This window comes from Eubacterium sp. Marseille-QA0814 (genome assembly GCF_965119675.1).
Taxonomy (GTDB): Bacteria; Bacillota; Clostridia; order Lachnospirales; family Lachnospiraceae; genus Eubacterium_G.
In genome coordinates this window covers 1,032,968-1,052,939 of record NZ_CBCPMG010000001.1, presented here as the reverse complement: position 1 = coordinate 1,052,939, position 19,972 = coordinate 1,032,968, and the positions used below count along the sequence as shown (strand labels likewise).

Below are 19,972 nucleotides of genomic sequence, written 5' to 3'. Positions count from 1 at the left end.
AAGGCTGAAATGTATTTTCAGCCTTATGTTATTATCAAAATTCTATAGAAAATTTAGGAGGAAAATATGAAAGCATTAATAGCTATGAGTGGCGGTGTTGACAGCAGCGTTGCAGCAGTTTTTATGAAAGAAAAAGGATATGATCCAATAGGCGTTACAATGAAGCTTTACGACAACGAGGATATTAATATTTCTAATGAAAAAACATGTTGTTCATTAAGTGATATTGAAGATGCAAGAAGTATTGCTTTTCAAGAAGGATTTCCATATTATGTTTTCAATTTCAAGGCACAGTTTAGAGAAAAGGTAATGGATAAGTTTGTTAATTGCTATAAATGCGGTATGACACCTAATCCATGTATTGACTGTAACAGATATTTGAAATTTGACGAGTTAGACAGAAGAGCCAAAGAGTTAGGCTGTGACGTTATCGTAACAGGTCATTATGCAAGAATCAGATTTAACGAAGAGACAGGTAAGTACGAACTTCTTAAAGGTATAGATGACTCAAAAGACCAAAGTTATGTTCTTTATTACATGACTCAGGAAGAATTAAGCAGAACAATGTTTCCTTTAGGGGAATATACAAAAGACGAAATCAGAAAGATTGCAGAAGAGCATGAACTAATTAACGCCAACAAACACGATAGTCAGGATATTTGTTTTATTCCTGACGGTAATCACATGAAGTTTATAGAAGAATATACTCATGAAAAAGTTGGCAGAGGTAATTTCCTTGATATTAATGGAAAAGTAATTGGCCATCACAATGGTTATTACAGATATACAGTAGGTCAGAGAAAAGGAATTAATGTTAATCGTGATGGAAAACATTATGTATTAGAAATCAGACCGGAAACAAATGAAGTTGTAGTTGGTAGAAATAAAGACTTGTTTGCTAATCAGTTAATTGCATCTGATTTTAACTGGATTTCAGGTGAAACTCCAACAGAGCCTATAAGAATCAGTGGTCGAACAAGATACCATCAGCCATTAACAGAAGGAACAGCAGAAGTTTTAGAAAATGGTGACGTAAAAGTTACATTTGATGAACCAATCAGAGCCATTACAAAAGGTCAGTCAGTTGTTTTATATAACGGCGATGTTGTTTTAGGTGGCGGTGCCATAGTGAAATCAATGAACAGCCAGGTATAAATTTATCAATTAAGATTAAGGCTAACACCCAAAATATAATATATGAACAAAAAAGCAATTTCTATTTAAACTATTTTTTACAAAAACATAAAGTTTAGTAAGAAGAACAGTTTTAAGTAGAAGTTGCTTTTTTACAAAATAATTGGTGTTTTAACATATGATACAATATAGTAAAATAGAAAATATAAAAAACATCTTAAAACATACTAAATATATATACAATAAATATTTTTTTAAAAAAGCTAATATTTCCTATTGACATTGTAGGAAATAAGTTGTATCATTCCTATTGTAAACAAAACCTACTAAACATATAGGAAATAAAACATTTCTTATAACAAGGAATTAAAAAGGAGTAAGGTAATGAACAAGACAAAGACAGCGTATAATTACAAAATGAGAAAAACATACTGTTGTGTCAGAAGTTACATAGGAAATGCAAAGGCACGAATGTGCAGTTAATATATAATAAGAAGTAATGATTTGAGATTACCGATGAGCCAATTAAATGTAAGCCAAAAGAAAGCTAAAGGAAATATCAAATTATTGAATTAAAGTTTTATAAAAAAAATTGGAGGAAACAAAAATGGCAAAAGTTTACGAAAGTGCATCAGAGTTAGTTGGTAAGACACCACTACTTAAATTAAATAAATATCAGGAAAGCGTAGGAGTTAAGGACGCAAGCATTTTAGCAAAGCTTGAATATTTAAATCCTGCAGGAAGTGTTAAGGACAGAGTTGCTCTTCAGATGATTGAAGATTTAGAAGAGAGCGGACAGATTAAACCAGGAGCAACTTTAATTGAGCCAACATCAGGAAACACAGGTATTGGTATTGCAGCAGTTGCCGCATCAAAGGGATACAAAGTAGTAATTACAATTCCTGAAACAATGAGTATTGAAAGAAGAAACATTATTAAAGCATACGGTGCTGAAATTGTTTTAACAGACGGAGCAAAGGGAATGAAGGGCGCAATTGCTAAGGCTGAAGAGTTAAAGGAAGCAACTCCTGGTTCAGTAATTCTTGGACAGTTTGTAAATCCTTCAAATCCTAAGGTTCATAGATTAACAACAGGACCTGAAATTTGGGAAGACACAGATGGTAAGGTTGACATTTTTGTTGCAGGCGTTGGTACAGGTGGTACTGTTACAGGTGTAGGTGAATATTTGAAATCAAAGAACCCTAACGTAAAAATTGTTGCAGTAGAACCCAAAGACAGTCCTGTTCTTTCAGAAGGCAAAGCTGGAGCACATAAGATTCAGGGTATTGGTGCAGGATTTGTTCCTGATGTACTTAATACTGAAATCTATGATGAAATTATTCCTGTATCAAATGAAGATTCTTTTGAAACAGGTAAGGCAATTGCGAAAACAGAAGGTGTTTTAGTTGGTATTTCATCAGGTGCAGCATTATTTGCAGCAAAGGAACTTGCAAAGAGATCTGAAAACAAAGGAAAAACTATTGTAGCATTACTTCCTGACTCAGGAGACAGATACTACAGCACGGCTTTATTCCAGTAGAAATTAAATAGAAATATAAAAAAATAAAACAAAGATAGAATAACGAAAGAAAACATGGCTTTATAATGACAGTTAATGTAAAGCTAGATAAAAGCACTGATTTTAGCAAAAATATAGTGCAAAATAAAGAGCAAAATATAATTGAATAAGAAATTATATTAAGTATAATAAACAAGAAAAAACAAATAGGAGATTTAAAAATGAGCGAAAGAAATTATAAATTTGAAACATTACAGTTACACGTAGGACAGGAACAGCCGGATCCAGCAACAGATTCAAGAGCAGTACCAATTTACCAGACAACATCTTATGTATTTAAGAACTCAGCACATGCAGCAGCAAGATTTGGATTAGCTGATGCAGGTAACATTTATGGTAGATTAACAAACTCAACACAGGGTGTATTCGAAGACAGAATCGCAAAACTTGAAGGTGGTGTGGCGGGTCTTGCAGTTGCATCAGGTGCAGCAGCAATTTCATACACAATTCAGGCTTTAGCAGGAGCAGGCGAACATATTGTTGCCCAGAAGACAATTTATGGTGGTACATCAAACCTTTTAGCACATACATTACCAAACTATGGTATCACAGCTACATTTGTAGATGCTCATAACTTAGAAGAAGTTGAAGGAGCAATTCAGGAAAATACAAAGGCTATCTACCTTGAAACATTAGGAAACCCTAACAGTGATATTCCTGATCTTGATGCTATCGCTGAAATTGCACATAAGCATGGACTTCCTGTAGTAGTTGATAACACATTTGGTACACCATACCTTATTCGACCAATCGAACATGGAGCAGACATTGTTGTTCATTCAGCAACTAAGTTCATCGGTGGTCATGGAACATCACTTGGTGGTGTAATCGTTGACGGTGGTACATTTGATTGGGCTGCAAGCGGAAGATATCCTGGAATTTCAGAACCAAACCCAAGTTACCATGGCGTAAGATTTACAGAAGCAGCAGGTCCTGCAGCTTTTGCAACATACATTAGAGCAATTTTACTTAGAGATACAGGTGCAACAATTTCACCATTTAATGCGTTCTTATTACTTCAGGGTACAGAAACATTATCTCTTAGAATTGAAAGACATAACGAAAATACTAAAAAGGTTGTTGAATATTTATCAAATCATCCATTAGTTGAAAAAGTAAATCATCCATCATTACCAGATCACCCAGATCATGGGTTATATGAAAAATATTTCCCAAATGGTGGGGCAAGTATCTTTACTTTCGATATCAAGGGTGGTCAGGAAGAAGCTCATAAGTTTATTGATAATCTTCAGTTATTCTCATTACTTGCTAACGTTGCAGATGTTAAGTCATTAGTAATTCATCCTGCAACAACAACACATAGCCAGTGCACAGCTGAAGAATTAGCAGAACAGAACATTAATCCAAACACAATCAGATTATCAATTGGTACAGAAAACATTGATGATATTATTGAAGACTTAGATGAAGCATTTAAGGCACTTCAGTAATTAACATAACAATTGATTGAAAATATATAGGCAGGCATAGACGGGAAACCGTTTATGTCTGCCTTGATTTTTTTAAAAATATTATAAGTACCATATAAATGAATGTGTACTTGATTTTTAAAATAAATAATATAAAATCGTTATAGGTATTAATATTTGTTTCGCGAAAATTATTTCGTGTGTGCTAAGGTTAAGTTCATTCATATTAGAGGACAGTTAGAATAAGAACTTTAGACACGATGATTTTATAAATAAATTAATGAAAATTGAACAAATTAAGTAGTAAAAATTAAATAAATATATTGCGAGGTTGTATATGGATTATTATAAAAGAGCAGTAGAATTAAACGATGACACAGTAGCTAACAGACGTTATATACACGAAAATGCAGAAGTAGGTTTGGAACTTCCAAACACAGTTGAATATATAATGAAGAAGTTAGAAGAGTATGGCTTAAAACCTGAAAAGTGTGGCCATGGTGTAACCGCAACAGTAGGTAGAGGTGGAAAAGTTATTTTACTAAGAGCAGATATGGATGCCCTTCCAATGACTGAGGAAAGTGGCGAAAGTTTTGCCAGCAAAAATAAAAATGCGGCACATTGTTGCGGCCATGATTTTCATGCAGCCATGTTATTAACAGCAGCAAGAATGTTAAAAGAAAACGAAAAAGAACTAAAGGGAACTGTTAAGTTTATGTTCCAGCCGGCAGAAGAAATTTTTGAAGGTAGCAAGGACATGGTAGAAAATGGTTTGCTTAAAAATCCAAAACCGGATGTAGCACTTGCAACTCATGTGGTAGTTGGTAGAATCCCAATTGGAACTTATATGTATAACAGCAAAGATACAATGATGTATTCAGTTGACGGCTTTAAAATCACTGCTAAGGGAAAAGGTTCTCATGGGGCATATCCTCATGTGGGAATAGATCCAATCAACATTGGGGCACACATTCATTTGGCATTACAGGAGTTAGTTGCAAGAGAAAGTGATCCTTCAAAAGCAGTTGCTTTGACAGTTGGAAAATTTCAGGCAGGTACAGCAGCAAACATTATACCTGAAACAGCAGTTTTAGAAGGCACTCTTCGAACAAACGATAGCAAAATGAGAGAAAAAATTGTTAACAGAATAAAAGAAGTAGCAGAAAAAACTGCAGAAGTTTATGGTGGCAGTGCAAGTATTGAAATGATATATGAAGTGCCTACAATAACATGCGATAGCAAACTTACGGAAGAGTTTGTCAAGTATATTAAAGAAATTAACGGCCCTGAAATGATACCGTATCCTGATGTTACAGCTAGTGCTTCAGACGATTTTGCAGTAATAGCTGAACAGATACCAAGCACGTATTTATATATTTCGGCAGGTTTTATGGATGAGAGAGGTGATTATCCTGTTCATCATCCAAAAGTAAAGTTTAATGAAGAAGTTTGCCCTATAGGAGCCTCGGTTATGGCTCACTTGGCAACAAGATGGCTGGGAGAAAATTAATGAATAACAAAAAAAGAAGTAATTAGAATGATAAAATTTATGCTGTTTTCAATATCAGCAGGAGTTGTTGAGGGTATAGTTTTTGGAAAAGCAACAGACACAAAGGAGACGACATCATGTTATCAAATAGAAGAATAGTTATTATAGGAGCAGGTCACGTGGGAACTCATTGTGCAGCAGCACTGAGTTTTCAAAATATATGTGACGAGATAGTTTTTATTGACAGAGATAAGGAAAAAGAAAAAAGTCAGGCAATGGATTTAGCTGACAGTGTGGCATTTTTACAGTCGGCACCGGTTATAAGAGTTGGAGATTACAAAGATTGTGAAGATGCAGACATTATTGTAATTGCAGCAGGAGTACCAAGGCTACCGGGCCAGACAAGACTTGATACATTAGGGGCATCAGTTGAATGTATTAAGGATGTTGTGGAAAACTTAAAGCAAGTGAAAATAAATGGTATTGTAATTACAATTACTAATCCTGCCGACATAATAGCTGATTATGTAAGAAAAGGGCTTGATTTGCCTAAAAATCAGGTATTTAGCACAGGTACATCATTAGACACAGCCAGAACAAGAAGAACCGTTGCAGATTTATGTAATGTAGATCCAAGAAGCGTTCTAGCTTTTGCAATGGGAGAACATGGCGATTCATCAATGGTTCCTTTTTCTCACATGACAATATTTGGAAAGCCTTATAAAGAATTTGTATCAGAAAATAAGGGAAGAGTAAAAGAATTTTCTGAAGAAAAAGTAGTTGAAGGCACACATATGCGTGGAATGGATATTATTAACGGAAAAGGTTCAACTGAATTTGGCATAGGTGCGGCACTTGCTGATATGGCAAAGGCTGTTTTAACAAATGAACACAGAATACTTCCTGCATCAACTTTACTTGAAGGGGAATACGGTCAGAAAAATGTTCACGCAGGAGTGCCATGTATCATTGGTAGAAATGGCATTGAAAGTGTAGTGGAACTTCATTTAACAGAAGAGGAAAATAAGCAGTTTGCAAAATCCTGTGATATTATAAGAGAGCACATAAAAATGGCAGAGACTATTTAAAGTTAAAAACAGAAAGAAGGAAAAAATGGAAAATTACAGCATACATCTTCCAAGTTATTCTATTGGAGACAAGGTATATAACAAGATTCCCGAAATATGTGAAACTTATGGAAAAAAGATTATTGCAATTGGTGGTCATAAGGCAATTAATGCAGCAAGAGAAAAAATAGAAAAAGCAATTGAAGGTTCAGATTTAGAAATACTGGATTTTTTATGGTACGGTGGAGAGGCAACTTATGAAAATGTCGAAGCCTTAATGGAAAATCCGCTTGTAAAAGAAGCCGACATGATTTTTGCAATTGGTGGTGGAAAATCAACAGATACAGGAAAATGCTTGGGGGTAAAAATAGACAAACCGGTATTTTCTTTTCCAACAATAGCATCAAACTGTTCAGCTTGTACAAGTGTGTCCATAATGTATTATCCTGATGGAAGATTTAAGGAGCCTTTCTTTTATCCGGCACCACCGGTTCATGCTTTTATTGATACAGAAATTACAGTAAATTCACCATCAAGATATTTATGGGCTGGTATGGGCGACACTTATGCAAAATATTTTGAAGCTGAAATGTCTTCAAAAGGAGAGGAATTACAGCATTATTTCCAAATGGGTGTAAATGCAAGCCGAATGTGTTACGAGCCTATAATGAAATATGGAAAAGCTGCCATGGATTCAAATGACAGAAAACAAAATTCTTATGAATACGAGCAGGTTGTATTGGCGATTATAGTATCAACTGCTGTTGCTTCAATTTATCTTACGGCAGAGCACACAGTTCATTACAATTCAGGATTGGCACATGCTATATTTTATTCTTTGACAGCGCATCCTCATATTGAAAAAAATCATCTTCATGGGGAAGTTGTAAGTTATGGTGTTTTAAATCTTTTACTTGTAGACAACAATATGGAAGATTTTGAAACAGTATATAAATTTAACAAGTCAATAGGACTTCCAACATGTCTTAAAGATTTGGAATTTACAAAAGACAACATAGAACAATTAGCAGAAAATGCGGTAATAATGAAAGATATCGAGCATAACCCATACGTTATTACAAAGGAAATGTTAATAACATCAATGGAAAAATTAGAAGAATTAAATAAATAAAATTGCAAAGGATAAGATTAATGGACAAGAAAATAATATTTTTGGATTTAGATGGAACATTAACAAATGATGAAAAGAAAATTACACCTAAAACAAAAGAAGCCCTTATGGACATTCAAAAAAGAGGTCATATTGTGGCTCTTGCGTCTGGCAGACCAACGCCTGGCATGGGATTTATTGCAAAAGAGCTGGAACTTGAAAAATATGGTGGATATGTTATGTCATTTAATGGTGGAAAAATTATCGACTGGAAAACAAAGGAGACAGTTTTTGAGAATACTCTGGATAGAAAATATCTTCCTGATTTAATAAGATATGCAAGACAAAATAATCTGGGGCTGATTACTTATGACAACAAGCAGGGACTTGTGGCTACACGAGTAGATCCGTATGTAATGCTTGAAACTGTAAAAATCAACAGAATACCAGCATTTTTAACAGATGTAGTAAAGTATGTGGACTACAATCCAAACAAATGCCTTTACACTGTAGATCCTGAAATTTCAGAGTATCACGAAAAAAGGCTTGCCGAAAAATTCGGAGATGTTCTTTCAGTGTATCGTTCTACAGATTACTTTATTGAAATTGTACCAAAGGGAATTGACAAAGCTGCATCAATTAAAGTTTTAATTGACAAATTAAACATACCTCATGAAAATACAATTGCCTGTGGTGATGGATTTAATGATTTGTCAATGATTAAATATGCAGCAGTTGGTGTTGCAATGGAAAATGCTGTAGATGCAGTGAAAGAAAATGCTGATTATATTACAGCATCAAACAACGATGATGGTATAGCAAAGGTAGTAGAAAAGTTTATAACGGATTAATGATGGGATGAATGTATTACTTTCTAAACTTGATGAAGCAATTGATGATTTAGAAAATGGTCGTGTACTTACAGAGGAAGAGTTATGGGAAGAAATTGACAGCATATAGAGGATTGGGTGTGGAAACAAAAGACTACGAAATAGAAATTTAGGGTTGACTGACAGAAATGGTTGACGTATAATTCTTACTAACAGTTGAAGATGACCATTGAAACCGTTGATGCGGAGGTAAAAGTGAATCGTGCACTTACAGAGAGTAGGGAGTAGCTGAGAACCCACAGAACGCAGCTCACATAAATGGACCGCAGAGGGCATGGAACAAAACTTTTTTAGAAGCCAGTATTTCATGACGTGGAGGCATACGTTAGTTGCACAGAGTATGTTTGTACTCGTTGAGAGCATATCGTTTGATATGAATCAAGGTGGCACCGCGGAAGATTTTTAGATTATCCGTCCTTGATAGTAGATTAATACTATCAAGGACTTTTTTTCGTATAAAGAAAAATAGATTATAGAAGTTATAAAAGTAATTTAATTTCTATATACTCTGAAGGGTTATCTAAACTGAAATAACTTTTAAAAGGAGAAAGATTATGAGAGGATTTAAGAAAGTTTTAGGTTTAGTTTTAACAGTAGCATTAGCTACATCAGTATTCACAGCATGTGGAAACAGCAAAAAGGGTGGAGATAATGACAATGACAAGAAAAAAATTGGAATTATCACAATGGTAGAAAATGGCGCTTTTATGGATATGAAAGAAGGAATTCTTGAAGAATTAAAAGCAAAAGGCTACACAGAAGACAACACAACTTTTGATTACCAGTGTGCATCAGGTGATGCAACAACTTTATCAACTATAGCAAGTAACATGGCTGACGGTTCATACACGGCAGTGTTTACAATTGCAACACCTCCAACACAGACATTTGTAAGTACAGAATCAGACACACCTGCATTTTTCTGTGCAGTATCAGCACCACTTGCAGCAAAGGTTTTAACAGACATGGATAAGCCTGACATGAATGCTACAGGAACATCAAATGCAATTCCTGTTTTAGAAATAATTGATTTTGCACAGGCAACAACACCTGCAAAGAAATACGGTCTTATTTATAGTGGAAACGAAGACAACGCTACAAACACAATTAAACAGGTTGAAGAATACTTAAAGAAAATCGGTGTTGAATATGTTGAAAAAACAGCTCCTACAGCAGCAGATGTAGAAAACGCAACAAACGCTTTAATAGCTGAAAAAGTAGATGCAGTATTTGTTCCAAATGATTCAATTATTCAGGACGGTGTTTCAAAACTTACAGAAATCTGCAAGGACAAAAAAGTTCCAACATATTGTGCATCAGCAACAACAGTTCAGTCAGGTTGTTTTGCAACACTTGCAATTGACGACAAGGGAATCGGTAAGAAAACAGCAGATATGGCAGTTGAATATTTAAAGAATGGTAAGAAGGTAGAAGATATACCGGCACAGGTTGTAGGTATTGACTACTGTTCAGTAAATAAAGACACAATGAAAGCTTTAGGACTTACAAAGAAAGATATAAAAACAAAGTATGAAGTAAAAGAACTTGATACAGCTAAGTAAGTTTAAAAGTATAAATTAGATAACATGAAAAAACATTTGAAAAGTATAAAGCAAAAAGTTTGCTACAAAAATGAAAATAATAGAGTAATGAAAAACTGAGAATTAAAATATTACAATAATAATTGAAAGTGAAAAAGAAATGGTAGAATTACAATATTATTTATCAAATGTGCCAGAGGCATTAATTTACGGTTTATTGGCAATGGGTATATATATTTCTTTAAGAATATTAGATATACCTGATTTAACAACAGAAGGAAGTTTTGGATTTGGAGCTGTAATTTCTGTTTTAGTTTCTCTTAACGGTCATCCCATTCTTGCAGTTTTTGCTGGAATGGCGGCGGGAATGATAGCAGGATTAATTACAGGAGCTTTGCAGACTAAACTTAATGTACATCCTGTTTTGGCAGGTATTATTACAATGAGTGGTTTGTATTCCATTAATTTGGTTTGCTATTCTTTGACAGATAAAGGTCAGACTACAAACTTAAGTTATGGTAAAGTAACAATTTTTGAAAAAGTAAAAGAAACCTTAGGTATTAGAGGTATGTTTGAAACTTCTATGGTAAAGGCTGGTGTTAGTTTTATTATTGCTTTAGTTGTAATTCTATTAGTGATTTGGTTTTTTAAAACTCATTTAGGACTTTGCATTAGAGCAACAGGCGACAATCCTGATATGGTAAGAGCATCATCAATTAACGTAGACAGAACAAAGATTGTTGGTTTGATGATGGCAAACGGTCTTATTGGTTTATCAGGTGCACTGCAGTCACAAAGCATTAGCTATGCTGATATTAGTTTACAAAACGGAACTTTGATTTATGGTCTTGCTGCAGTAATTATTGGTGAAGTTATTTTTGGAAAAAGAAGTGTGGCAACAGGAATTGTTTCAGCAGTAATCGGTTCTGTTCTATATAAAATAATAGTTGCATTCGTTATCAGACAGCAGTTGTTTGGCGACATGAGTTCAAACCTTATGAAATTCACATGTGCATTAATAGTAGCTATTACATTGGCAGTACCTGCAATTAAGGAAAGAATGGCTGCAAGAAAAATCAGAAAGGGGGCAATGTAATGTTAGAAATAAATAACATATCAAAAACCTTTGCCAAAGGTACAGTTAATGAACATACAGCAATTAACCATATGTCATTAAACCTAAAAGATGGTGATTTTGTAACAGTGGTTGGCTCCAATGGTGCAGGTAAATCAACCTTATTTAATGCAATATGTGGTACCTTTATGGTGGATAAAGGGAATATTTTATTAGATGGAGAAGATATTACTTTTAAGAGTGAACATGCAAGAGCTAAATTAATCGGCAGAGTTTTTCAGGATCCAATGAAAGGAACAGCTCCTAATATGACAATCGAAGAAAATCTTGCGTTAGCATATACAAGAGCAGGAAAGAAAAATTCACCTTTTAAGAGAGCCATAACTAAGAAGCAGACAGCTTTCTTTAGGGAGAATCTTGCAAGATACAATATGGGAATTGAAGACCGAATGAAAACCAAAATCGGCTTACTTTCAGGAGGTCAGCGACAGGTAGTTACATTGTTAATGTGTACTTTATCAATTCCAAAGCTGTTATTGCTTGATGAGCATACAGCAGCTCTTGATCCTGCAACAGCAGAGAGAGTAATGGAAATAACAAAAGAAATTGTAGCAGAGAATAACATTACCACAATGATGATTACACATAATTTGAATCAGTCATTAACCACAGGTAACAGAACAATTATGTTAGACAGTGGTGAGATTATATTGGATCTTTCAGGAGAAGAAAGAGACAATATGACAATGGATGATTTGATTAAGATGTATTCAGCAAAGAAACAGAAGGCATTTGATAATGATAGAATATTGTTAAGTTAAGAAAAAGAAGTTGTAGCATTGCTACAGCTTCTTTTTTTGTGTAATAAGAACTTCCTTCAGAACTTCTTATTACGCAAAAAACAATACGCAATTATACAATTTCAGACAAGTGTACAAAAAACAGAAAGAATGGTTGCATTTAGTAAAAAGTAGAGTTATATTACAAACATAAGAAAATTATACATAAGTATAAAAAAAATACCAATGTAATATTTAGATACATTAGTATAAGGAGGAAGTTATGGCAAATTCAAACATTACAAAAAAAGCTTTGGCGCAAAGCTTAAAAGAGTTGGGGGCCACAAAGATTTTAGATAAAATAACTGTTGCTGACATTACAGACCATTGTGGTGTTAATAGACAGACATTTTATTATCATTTTAATGACAAGTATGAATTGCTTAGTTGGATATATAATCAGGATTTATTTATTCCGTTGACTCAGGATTTGACTATTGAAAACTGGGGAGAAAAATTAATTGGATTGTTCAAATATATGAAACAGCAGAAAGCGTTTTTTATGAACACAATTAAGTCATCCAACAATTTCTTCGCTGAATATAGTAATAAAATTTTCGCAGAGTTGTTTGTGAAGGCAATAGCAGAACTTGATTTATATCAGCATTTAGATGATAAAGAAAAGGATATATATGCAAGATTTTTCGCTTATGGCTTAACAGGAGTAATTGTTGACTGGGCATTAAAGGGCATGAAAGAAAACGAAGATGACCTGGCAATTTTGTTGCAGAAAATGACATTGCAGACTGAAGAGTTAGGACATGAGATTTACATGTATAAAAGAAATACAAAGAATTAAAAAAATAATTTAACAGGAAATTGATTTTAGTCTATTTGAAAATATACAGAGTTATATTTTTACAATAAATAGGTACAAATGAAATCTAATATCTGTTTATTATACAGAAAGTAAATGACTTATACAATTTTATACAGGTGTCATAAAAATACATTGGTGTATAAGAATGTATAATGATTTTTTTACATATAAATGTATACTGTACAATAGAAAAGAAAAGGAGTGTATGTTGAAATGAGAAAGTATGTTCAAAAAGGAATAAGTTTGGCGTTGGTTATGACAATGTCAACCTGGTGTTTGTCAGGATGTGGAACTACAAACACACAGTCAAAGAAAACAGAAAAAAAACAAACAGAAGCTTCTGACACAATTAAACAGTCAGATTTGCAAACATTATTAAGCAGTAAGATTGGTGACACAGCCAATACTGAAAAGAAAGAAACAGTTTTCGTGGAAATGGATCCATCTGGTGAAGTTACTAAGACAACAGTAAGTGATACTTTGAAAGTTTCTGATAAGGATAGCATTAGTGATGTATCAAATCTCGATAATATTACAAATTTAAGTGGTGATGAAAAATATACTACAGATGAGAATGGCAATATTGTTTGGGAGAATAAAGGAAAAGACATTACATATCAGGGTACAACAACAGAGTCTACACCTATTAAAGTAAATGTTAAATATTATTTAGATGATGAAGAAATATCACCAGATGATTTGGCAGGAAAAAGCGGAAAAGTAAAAATTGTTTATGACTATGTTAATGAAACATCATCTGAGGGAAAATTCATTCCATTTATTACTTTAACAGGTATGGTTTTAGATGATAATTTCACAAATGTAAAAGTTGATAACGGTAAAGTAGTTGAATATGATGGCTCAAACATTGTAATCGGTTATGGAGCACCGGGCTTTAAGGACAATCTTATATCAACAGTCAGCAAGGCTGAAGATTATTTAAAGGATATTGATATTCCTGAATCATTTACAGTTGAAGCTGATGTAAAAGACTTTAGCTTAAACATGTCACTTACAATGGCAACATCTGAAATTGCTGATTTAGATTTAGACAAGAGCTTAGATTTCTCAGATATTGAAGATAAGATGGATGAGTTAAAGGACGGTACAAATCAGTTAGTAAAAGGTGCTGGAGATTTAGTATCAGGTGCCGGCGAATTAAATTCAGGTGCAGATAAGATTGATAAGGGTGCAAAGGATATTGCTAAATATACATCTGATTTATATTTAGGAACAACTACATTATTAACAAGCTATAAGAAGTTTGACAGTGCTCTTGTTTCAGGTGTTAAGAGCGCAAACAAAGGTGCTAAGAAATTATACAAAGGAACAAAGAGTGTTAAGTCAGCATCTAACCAGTTGAACTCAGGTGCCCAGACTTTAAACAGCGGCGCTAAGAAGGTTAACTCAGGTGCACAGGAACTTGCAAAAGGTTTAAGCAGTGCAAAAGCAGGTTTTGAAGATGTTAAGGACAGCAAGGGTAATGTTAAGAGCCAGGGCTTAAAGAATGGCTCAAAGGCTTTAGCAACAGGAACAAAAACAGCAGAAGCAGGCGTAAAACAGTTAGTTGGTACATTACAGTCAACACCAAGTTCTATCCAGACTCAAATTGATGGTGTTGTTAAAAAAGTAAGCGCAGCTACAGGCGGTGCAATTGCTTCTGAAAAAGCATTAAACGCAACTATTGAAAAGATTAACGGTGCCATTGCTCAGGGCGCAGACATGACTACTGTTTTAACAGGCGCAGGTTTAAATGCAATAGCTTATTATCAGTTATTAGAAGCATATTATGGAATTAAAACATTAGAGCAGGTTAAATCAACATTTGAAACTCAGATTACTTCACAGGCACCAAGCATTAAGGCTCTTGTTGATGGCATGGGAGATTTAACAGATGGTGCATCAGCGTTAAATATAGGAATTAATACATTATACACAGGTATTGGCAAGTTAAATACAGGTGCCGGTACTTTAGCAGCAGGCACAAAAAGTTTATATGATGGAACAAGTACATTAGCATCAGGAACAAACCAGTTAAATAGTGGTGCAAAAACTCTTAACTTAGGTATGAAGTCACTTAGCCAGGGAACAGATAAGATGAACAGTAAGTTAGGCGATGCAAGCTCACAGGTTAAAGATGGTATTGCAACTGTTAATTCAGGTGCAGGACAGATTAGTGATGGTGCTAAAACATTAGCAAATGGTACAGGTTCATTAAGCAGTGGTGTTGTAACATTATTTAATGGAACAAAAACATTAAAAGATGGTGTTGTCAAATTAAATGACGAAGGTATAAGCAAGATTACTGAAATCTTTGGCGATGATACAAAGGATGCAGTTAATAGTATTGAAGATATATTAAATAACGGAAAAGAATACAAGTCATTCTCAGGAATTAAGAGTGATATGTCAGGTAACGTTAAATTCATATTTAAGACAGCCGAAATCAAGTCGGATAAGTAAAGGAGCTAATAAGTTATGAAGAAGTTTGGACAGTTTGTTGTAAAAGCCAGATATGTCATATTACTAATTAGTATTTTACTACTAATTCCAGCAGGCATTGGCTATATGAATACAAAAGTAAATTACGACTTATTATACTATTTGCCGGACGGAATTGACACAATGACAGGTCAGGACATAATGATGGATGAATTCCATTCAGGTGCATTTAGTATTGTTATGGTTGATAAGATGGATGATAAAGATGTCACAAAGCTTATTGACAAAATGAAAAAAGTTGACCATGTAAGTAAAGTTTTATGGTATGACTCTTTTGAAAAAGCAGGTGTACCAAAATCAATGCTACCGGATGATGTGTACAAAGCCTTTAACAAAGGTACATCAACAATTATGATGGTTATTTTTGATGACACAAGTTCCGGTGAGGGAACAATGGATGCAATAACACAACTTAGAAATCTTACACAAAAACAGTGTTATATTAGCGGTATTTCAGCCATTGTTACAGATACAAAAGTGTTAGTTGAACAGGAAATGTTCATATACGTTTGTATAGCAGCATTAGTTTCAATTGTTGTTTTGTCATTGTTAATGGATTCATACTTAATTTCAATTTTCTTTATGTTAAGTATTGGAATGGCTATTATATATAACTTAGGCAGCAACTTTGTGGTGGGAGAAATATCCTATCTTACAAAGGCGTTAGCGGCGGTACTTCAGCTTGGTGTTACAATGGACTATTCAATATTCCTGTGGCACAGTTTTGAGGAAGAGCTGGAGAAACATGACGGTGACAGTAAATCGGCTATGGCGAATGCTATTGCAGCTACAATATCTTCTGTTGTAAGTAGTTCAATAACAACAGTGGCAGGTTTCATTGCTTTATGCTTTATGAGTTTTACATTGGGACTTGACCTTGGTATTGTAATGGCAAAAGGTGTAATTTTAGGTGTTATCTCATGTGTAACTGTTTTACCGGCTTTCATTTTGGTATTTAACAAAGCCATTCAGAAAACAAAGCACAAACATTTATTACCTGATTTTAAAAAAATTCCTGTGTGGATTACAAAGCATTATAGAATATTTATTGTATTGTTCTTATTATTAATTGGTCCTGCAGCTTACGGTCAGGCAAATACAAATGTATATTATGATTTAACATTAAGTTTGCCGGAAAGCTTAAAGAGTGTTACAGCTCAGAATAAAGTGGCAGATACTTATGATTTAGGCTCGGCTAACATGATTTTAATAAGTTCAGATACAAAGATGAAAGATGTTAAAGATTTATTGTCAGATGTTAATGATGTAAAAGGTGTAAAAGTTGCAATGGGACTTGAAAGTTTCTTAGACGGCTCAGTTCCTGATTCATTTATACCGGAAGATTTAACAAGTGCATTAAAGAGTGAAAAACATGAAATGTTAATCTTTATGTCTGAGTATAAGACAGGTTCAGATGAAGCCAATGCACAGTGTAATCAAATCGAAAAGATTATTAAGAAATACGACAAGTCAGGAATGCTTGTAGGTGAAGCTGCATGTACAAGAGACTTAATTAAGATAACAAACAAAGACTTTGCAACAGTAAGTTTTGTTTCAATATTTGCAATTTTTGCAATTATCGCAATTGTATTTAAGTCAATTACACTTCCTATAATTTTGGTAGCAGTAATTGAACTCGCAATCTTTATCAACATGGGTATTCCATTCTATACAGGAGCAACATTACCGTTTATTGCTTCAGTTGTAATTGGAACAATCCAGTTAGGTGCGACAGTTGACTACGCAATCTTAATGACTAACAGATATAAGTTAGAGCGTAGTAGTGGCAAGGAAAAACATCTTGCTGCAAAAGACGCATTAACAGCAACAATGAAGTCAATTATTGTTAGTGCTTGTACATTCTTTGGGGCAACATTTGGTGTAGGTGCTTACTCAAGTATTGACATGATTAGTTCACTTTGCTTACTTATGGCAAGAGGTGCCGTAATTAGTATGCTTTGTGTAATTTGTATTTTACCGGCAATGTTTGTTGTTTTTGACAAGGCTATTGTAAAGGGAAGTTACAAATTCTTAGACAAATAATTAAAACAGCAAATTAATGTTTGTTTTAAAAAGAAAATTAATGTTTGTTTGAAAAGTAAATCAATGTTAGTTTTAAATAGTAAATTAATATTAGTTTGAAAAAGCAAAAAATGAAGTTTTAGAGGTTCAAATATAAGTTAAACATTATAAAGTTTAATGGAATTTGAACCTCTTTTTCGTTTAAAAAAAATGAAAAATGTGGTATAATTAGCATAAAATTAAGTACGGATTATTTTTAATCTTAAAGACTGGAGGGATGTACTATGAAGCAGATAGTAATTGCTATAGGAAGAGAGTTTGGTAGCGGAGGTTTAAAGGTAGCAGAAATGGTAGCAGAACATTACAATATACCTTTATATCACAAACAATTATTAGATGAAGTGGCAAAGGAAGGAGCGTACAGTAGAGAAGTAGTTGAGAAGTACGACGAAAAACCTATTAACCTTACTTTTATGCCAATTCCATTAGGTGGTGTAACAACGTCAATAGAACAGGATGTTGCCATTAAGGAATTCAATATGCTTAGAAAGAGAGCAAATGAGGAAAATGAATCATTTGTTGTTGTAGGCAGATGTGCAGATGAAATTCTCGCAGATAATCCAAATCTTACAAAAGTATTTATTTTAGGAGATACAGAAAGTAAGGCTAAGAGAGTTATGGAAAGAGACGGCATTGATAAGAAAGCTGCTTTATCCAAGATGAAGAAAAGAGACAAAGTAAGAAAAACATATCATAACTTCTACTGTGAGAATAAATGGGGTGATTCAAGAGCTTATGATTTGTGCATAAGCACAGCAAATATCTCATTAGAGAATGCAGCAAAGCTAATTATTGATTATGTTGAAATGAAATAAAAACAATTCAATAAGAAAAAGCCTTTATTTATAGGCTTTTTCTTATTTTTTTGGATGAAAATAAAAATGGTTTCTTGAATCGGATATATGGTTGTCAAACATTAAATATGATAAAATAATACCATGGTTAAACTTAACAAAGAAAATATAAAAAGGAGGATTTTATGAGAAAAAACGCACAAAAAGCTTTGAGTATAGCTCTTAGTTTATCAATGACATTTAGTTTAATGGCGTTTGATGGAATGAGCAACAGAAACATAGCAAAGGCAGATGACACAGCAAGAACAAGCTTGAACGGTTATGCTTCAGAAGGTGCAACTGTAACAACTTATGACGATTGTACAGTTTATAACAACATTGATTTTACAAATGAAAAACATGAAGCATATGCTACATACATTTCTCCAAAGAGTGGAGAAGAATTTGAAACAGTTTATGAATCTCCTGAAGATTATAATTATTTAACAAGAGAATTAAAAGTTGTTGCAAAACGTGGTGAAAAATCATCAGAGGGTGTAGCAGAAGAAGTTACAGTTGTAGGAAAAGACATTACAAAGGCAAGTCTTGCTATTGCTGATATTGCAGTAATATACAATGGTAATGAACAGAAAGTACCTGTTTCAGTTATCGCTGATGACAAGCAACTTGTTGAAGGAACAGATTATGAGCTTGTATTTGAAGATAATGTAAATGCGGGAACTGCAAAAGTTATCGTTAATGGTATAGGATTATATGAAGGCAAGCTTGAAGGAGAATTCACTATTGCACAGGCAAATATTGAAGATGACATTGTAAAGAAAGACTTATCAAACTTAGCAGAAAGCTATGAATATAAGGTGGCAGAAATCCAGCCTCAGATTAAGATGAGTCAGGGTGATGTTTACTTATCAGCAATGAAGGATTACGAAATTGTTTATTCAGATAATATGAATCCTGGTACTGTGACAATGACAATAAAGGGTATTGGAAACTATACAGGAACAATTGAAAAGACATTCGTTATTACTAAGAGAAAACTTGCTAACACAACTATTAAGACATCATTTGATGCTAACAAGCAGTTAAATGTATTAGTTCAGGTACCTGATAATGGACGTGCATTAACAAAAGATAAGGATTATAAATATACAGTAGCTACAGATGCAATAGGTAATATCACAATTACAATTACAGGAATTGGTGAAAATTGTGAAGGTACAGTTGTTAAAACAATTGCAGCTAAGGATAACCCTAACAGACCAACTGAGAAGCCAACAACAACAAAGATTAAAGTGGCAAAGGTTTCACCTAAGGCTAAGAATGTTAAGGGTAAGAAGATTAAGTTGTCATGGAAGAAGATTAAAGGTGTAAAGGGCTACCAGGTTCGTTATGCTTTAAGCAAAGGCAAACTTAAAAAAGCAAAGATTAAAGTTGCTAAGAAGAATTCTTATGTAATTAAGAAACTTAAAAACAAAAAATACTTCGTTCAGGTTAGAGCTTACAAAGTAGTTGGAAAGAAAAAATACTATGGAGCATGGAGCAAAGTTAAAAGTGTTAAAGTAAAAAAATAATATCCCATAGCAGGATATAGTTTATAAAAGAGGAATGTAGATTAAAAC

General features: G+C 33.7%; 15 protein-coding genes. All 15 read left to right on the top strand.

From position 1 onward, the window contains the following. The first annotated feature begins 66 nt into the window (after positions 1-66). The 15 genes from mnmA (at position 67) to ACQY63_RS04820 (ending at position 19,924) form a co-directional block, all read left to right on the top strand. Positions 67-1,155 (top strand): tRNA 2-thiouridine(34) synthase MnmA, encoded by a 1,089-nt coding sequence (gene mnmA / locus ACQY63_RS04890; RefSeq protein WP_428244816.1) that lies wholly within the window; start codon positions 67-69, stop codon positions 1,153-1,155. Between the two features lie 586 nt (positions 1,156-1,741). Next, a complete protein-coding gene (gene cysK, locus ACQY63_RS04885; protein ID WP_022164646.1) occupies positions 1,742-2,674 on the top strand; it encodes a cysteine synthase A in 933 nt (310 codons plus the stop codon). Between the two features lie 200 nt (positions 2,675-2,874). Continuing rightward, positions 2,875-4,164: an O-acetylhomoserine aminocarboxypropyltransferase/cysteine synthase family protein gene (locus ACQY63_RS04880; protein WP_302689904.1), complete on the top strand. Its 1,290-nt coding sequence runs from the start codon at positions 2,875-2,877 to the stop codon at positions 4,162-4,164. Positions 4,165-4,480: 316 nt separating this feature from the next. Next, on the top strand, positions 4,481-5,653 hold the full coding sequence (locus ACQY63_RS04875; protein ID WP_117998815.1) for a M20 family metallopeptidase: 1,173 nt from the start codon (positions 4,481-4,483) through the stop codon (positions 5,651-5,653). Positions 5,654-5,769: 116 nt separating this feature from the next. Continuing rightward, complete coding sequence (locus ACQY63_RS04870; protein ID WP_022165381.1) at positions 5,770-6,720, top strand: L-lactate dehydrogenase; 951 nt, start codon at positions 5,770-5,772, stop codon at positions 6,718-6,720. Positions 6,721-6,745: 25 nt separating this feature from the next. Further along, complete coding sequence (locus ACQY63_RS04865) at positions 6,746-7,831, top strand: iron-containing alcohol dehydrogenase family protein (protein WP_428244815.1); 1,086 nt, start codon at positions 6,746-6,748, stop codon at positions 7,829-7,831. Between the two features lie 20 nt (positions 7,832-7,851). Then, positions 7,852-8,661: a Cof-type HAD-IIB family hydrolase gene (locus ACQY63_RS04860; RefSeq protein WP_118436281.1), complete on the top strand. Its 810-nt coding sequence runs from the start codon at positions 7,852-7,854 to the stop codon at positions 8,659-8,661. 593 nt (positions 8,662-9,254) lie between these two features. After that, positions 9,255-10,262 carry an ABC transporter substrate-binding protein gene (locus ACQY63_RS04855; protein WP_428244814.1) on the top strand — a complete coding sequence of 336 codons (1,008 nt, stop codon included), beginning with the start codon at positions 9,255-9,257 and terminating at the stop codon, positions 10,260-10,262. A 139-nt stretch (positions 10,263-10,401) separates the two neighbouring features. Further along, positions 10,402-11,337 carry an ABC transporter permease gene (locus ACQY63_RS04850; protein ID WP_117998820.1) on the top strand — a complete coding sequence of 312 codons (936 nt, stop codon included), beginning with the start codon at positions 10,402-10,404 and terminating at the stop codon, positions 11,335-11,337. After that, entirely contained in the window at positions 11,337-12,137 is an 801-nt protein-coding gene (locus ACQY63_RS04845) for an ABC transporter ATP-binding protein (protein ID WP_022165387.1), read from the top strand. The genes ACQY63_RS04850 and ACQY63_RS04845 overlap by 1 nt, the downstream gene beginning before the upstream one ends. A gap of 241 nt (positions 12,138-12,378) precedes the next feature. Continuing rightward, positions 12,379-12,954, top strand: coding sequence for a TetR/AcrR family transcriptional regulator C-terminal domain-containing protein (locus ACQY63_RS04840; protein WP_412334451.1), 576 nt, complete (start codon positions 12,379-12,381; stop codon positions 12,952-12,954). A gap of 234 nt (positions 12,955-13,188) precedes the next feature. Then, positions 13,189-15,438: a hypothetical protein gene (locus tag ACQY63_RS04835; protein WP_428244813.1), complete on the top strand. Its 2,250-nt coding sequence runs from the start codon at positions 13,189-13,191 to the stop codon at positions 15,436-15,438. A gap of 15 nt (positions 15,439-15,453) precedes the next feature. Next, entirely contained in the window at positions 15,454-17,520 is a 2,067-nt protein-coding gene (locus ACQY63_RS04830) for an efflux RND transporter permease subunit (RefSeq protein WP_412623057.1), read from the top strand. A 263-nt stretch (positions 17,521-17,783) separates the two neighbouring features. Continuing rightward, a complete protein-coding gene (locus ACQY63_RS04825; protein ID WP_022165391.1) occupies positions 17,784-18,374 on the top strand; it encodes an AAA family ATPase in 591 nt (196 codons plus the stop codon). A gap of 164 nt (positions 18,375-18,538) precedes the next feature. Next, positions 18,539-19,924 carry a fibronectin type III domain-containing protein gene (locus ACQY63_RS04820; protein ID WP_428244812.1) on the top strand — a complete coding sequence of 462 codons (1,386 nt, stop codon included), beginning with the start codon at positions 18,539-18,541 and terminating at the stop codon, positions 19,922-19,924. Positions 19,925-19,972: the final 48 nt, after the last annotated feature.

Bases quoted from the DNA above. Each gene is read 5' to 3' on its own strand.
- mnmA (WP_428244816.1), top strand. From the start codon at position 67: ATGAAAGCATTAATAGCTATGAGTGGCGGTGTTGACAGCAGCGTTGCA.
- cysK (WP_022164646.1), top strand. From the start codon at position 1,742: ATGGCAAAAGTTTACGAAAGTGCATCAGAGTTAGTTGGTAAGACACCA.
- ACQY63_RS04880 (WP_302689904.1), top strand. From the start codon at position 2,875: ATGAGCGAAAGAAATTATAAATTTGAAACATTACAGTTACACGTAGGA.
- ACQY63_RS04875 (WP_117998815.1), top strand. From the start codon at position 4,481: ATGGATTATTATAAAAGAGCAGTAGAATTAAACGATGACACAGTAGCT.
- ACQY63_RS04870 (WP_022165381.1), top strand. From the start codon at position 5,770: ATGTTATCAAATAGAAGAATAGTTATTATAGGAGCAGGTCACGTGGGA.
- ACQY63_RS04865 (WP_428244815.1), top strand. From the start codon at position 6,746: ATGGAAAATTACAGCATACATCTTCCAAGTTATTCTATTGGAGACAAG.
- ACQY63_RS04860 (WP_118436281.1), top strand. From the start codon at position 7,852: ATGGACAAGAAAATAATATTTTTGGATTTAGATGGAACATTAACAAAT.
- ACQY63_RS04855 (WP_428244814.1), top strand. From the start codon at position 9,255: ATGAGAGGATTTAAGAAAGTTTTAGGTTTAGTTTTAACAGTAGCATTA.
- ACQY63_RS04850 (WP_117998820.1), top strand. From the start codon at position 10,402: ATGGTAGAATTACAATATTATTTATCAAATGTGCCAGAGGCATTAATT.
- ACQY63_RS04845 (WP_022165387.1), top strand. From the start codon at position 11,337: ATGTTAGAAATAAATAACATATCAAAAACCTTTGCCAAAGGTACAGTT.
- ACQY63_RS04840 (WP_412334451.1), top strand. From the start codon at position 12,379: ATGGCAAATTCAAACATTACAAAAAAAGCTTTGGCGCAAAGCTTAAAA.
- ACQY63_RS04835 (WP_428244813.1), top strand. From the start codon at position 13,189: ATGAGAAAGTATGTTCAAAAAGGAATAAGTTTGGCGTTGGTTATGACA.
- ACQY63_RS04830 (WP_412623057.1), top strand. From the start codon at position 15,454: ATGAAGAAGTTTGGACAGTTTGTTGTAAAAGCCAGATATGTCATATTA.
- ACQY63_RS04825 (WP_022165391.1), top strand. From the start codon at position 17,784: ATGAAGCAGATAGTAATTGCTATAGGAAGAGAGTTTGGTAGCGGAGGT.
- ACQY63_RS04820 (WP_428244812.1), top strand. From the start codon at position 18,539: ATGAGAAAAAACGCACAAAAAGCTTTGAGTATAGCTCTTAGTTTATCA.